At 64.3% G+C, this 2,548-nt stretch carries 2 protein-coding genes; one reads left to right on the top strand and one right to left on the bottom strand.

What is annotated here, in order from left to right; all coding sequences use genetic code 11:
- Window positions 1-1,645 (top strand): vWA domain-containing protein (locus ACYVD0_RS09625; protein WP_460426624.1); only part of this gene is annotated, 1,645 nt, incomplete at its 5' end.
- 206 nt (window positions 1,646-1,851) lie between these two features.
- On the opposite strand, the gene ACYVD0_RS09630 is transcribed toward ACYVD0_RS09625, so the two are convergent.
- Window positions 1,852-2,124 (bottom strand): HU family DNA-binding protein, encoded by a 273-nt coding sequence (locus ACYVD0_RS09630; RefSeq protein ID WP_460426625.1) that lies wholly within the window; start codon window positions 2,122-2,124, stop codon window positions 1,852-1,854.
- Window positions 2,125-2,548: the final 424 nt, after the last annotated feature.

Here is a 2,548-nt window from a genome sequence, read left to right on the forward strand (position 1 = left end):
AAGGCGTCAGGCAGAGAATGCTGCAGCCGAACGCGAAGCCGTGGCCGGACTGGCGAAGGGCCAGGCCATGGCCGACTCCGTCAGCCAGGAAATGGGCAGCGTGGGCAGCGCACCGGCTCCGACAATCACCCAGCCCAGGCCATCTGCGCCGCAGGCCAGCCGCAAGATGGTGGCTGCCGCACCGCCGCTGGCGGAAGTGTCGCCGCCTGCCCAGTATCAGGAAGTCGGCCGCGAGCGTTTCGAGGCGGTCGATCCCAGCCCGGTGAAGAGCGTCGCTGCCGAGCCGGTCTCCACCTTCTCGGTGGACGTAGACACCGCCTCCTACAGCTTCGTGCGCCGCCAGCTCAACCAAGGCCTGCTGCCGCAGAAGGACGCCGTGCGGCTCGAGGAGATGCTCAACTACTTCGACTACGACTACCCATTGCCGGACAGCCGGGAAACCCCATTCAAAGCCACGGTGACGGTGACCGACTCGCCGTGGAAGCCGGGCAACAAGCTGCTGCACATCGGCATCCATGGTTATGAACTGCCGCGCGCGCAGCACCCGGCCAGCAACCTGGTGTTCCTGCTGGATGTCTCCGGCTCGATGAACAGCCCGGACAAGCTGCCGCTGGTCAAGCAGTCCATGGGCCTGCTGCTCAGCCAGCTGCAGCCGAGCGATACCGTTGCCATCGTTGTCTACGCTGGCGCGGCCGGCACCGTGCTGGAACCCACGCAGGCCAGCGAGAAGCAGAAGATCCTCGCCGCCCTCGACCGCCTCAGTGCCGGCGGCTCCACCGCCGGTGGCGAAGGCATCCAGCTGGCTTACCAGCTGGCCCGTTCCAGCTTCAATAAGGACGCGGTGAACCGGGTGATCCTCGCCACCGACGGCGACTTCAACGTCGGCATCACCAGCAACGCGGAGCTGCAGGGCTTCATCGAGCGCCAGCGTGACGAAGGCATCTACCTGTCGGTGCTCGGCTTCGGCCAGGGCAACTACCATGACCAGCTGATGCAGGCGCTGGCGCAAAACGGCAACGGCGTGGCTGCCTACATCGACACCCTGGGCGAAGCGCAGAAGGTACTGGTGGACGAAGCCGGCTCCACCCTGTTCCCCATCGCCAAGGACGTGAAGCTGCAACTGGAGTTCAACCCGCAGGCCGTCAGCGAATACCGCCTGCTCGGCTACGAAACCCGCGCCCTCAAACAGGAAGACTTCAACAACGACAAGGTGGATGCCGGCGACATCGGCGCCGGCCACCGCGTCACCGCCATCTACGAAATCACCCCGGCCGGTGGCGCCAGCGGCCTACTCGAACCCTCGCGCTACCAGCCGCAGCAGCCGGCCGCCGAGGGCCACGCCCGTGAATACGGCTTCCTGAAGATCCGCTACAAACTGCCGGAAGAAAGCAGCTCGCGCCTGATCACCACCCCGATCCCAATCGATGGCGGTGAACTGTCGGCGAGAATGGCCCGCGAAACGGCCTTCGCCACGGCGGTGGCCGGCTTCGCCGAACTGCTGAAGGGCGGCCAGTACAGCGGTAACTGGAGCTACCAGGATGCCATCAAACTGGCCAACAGCAACAAGGGCGAAGACCTCTACGGCTACCGCAGCGAGTTCGTGCAGTTGGTGAGGAAGGCGGAAGTAGCGGCGGCCATGAAGTGAGGCAGGCAGGTGAGGGGCTGGGGGAGTGAAGAGCACCAGCCAGTTGCAGGCCAGACATGGAGCCTCATGATCAGGAGCGGCCAGCCAGGGTGATCCGCCTTTCTTGCCTGCCCGGCCCTCCTCTGTTCAGGCCTGTCCTTCCCATCCAAGGATAGTTGCCCCCTGCTGGGCGCCAGCGCTCAATGCAGGATGAGGCCGGCAGGGAGTCAGTTCAGGGCGTCTTTCAGGCCCTTGCCTGGCTTGAAGCCCGGCAGCTTGGCGGCAGCGATCTGGATCGCGGCCCCGGTCTGCGGGTTGCGACCTTCGCGGGCGGCGCGCTCCTTCACCTCGAAGGTGCCGAAACCGACCAGGGCGACATTCTCGCCCTGCTGCAAGGCGCCGGTGATGGCCGTGGTGAAGGCGTCCACTACCATGGTGGCGGTCGTCTTCGGCAGGTCCGCGGAGTCGGCAACGGCGGCGATCAGTTCGGCTTTGTTCATTGGTCTGTCCAAGTAGAAAATCGGCGCGCGAGTATAACCGGACAGGAGCGCGTCTTCTTGCAGACGTGCCAACGAGTTGCCTTCCCACCCAAGGGGTTGAGCTGCCCCTGGATCGGCCGGCCCGCGCTCAATGCAGTCTCGCAGCAGTGAGCCAATGCAAGGTCGCGTAGGCGAGCCGCTGCTCTCGTGTTCTCATGGCGAACTTGACCAAATCGAGCGGGGCAGCGCTCTTTGTGCCCGAGGAGGTCCAGGGCGAAACCAATGGCGCCAAGCGGTGGCCTTGATCCTGGCCAAGCTCGAACGAATGGACTGCATGGAGTAGCAGGCTAATCATGACTAAACCCTTAGGAGCTGCGCACAACACATGCTGAATACACCGCTCAAATTGCTTTTTCTTCCCGGCGCTTCAGGTAACACCCAGTTC

It is taken from the genome of Azotobacter armeniacus (assembly GCF_054779355.1).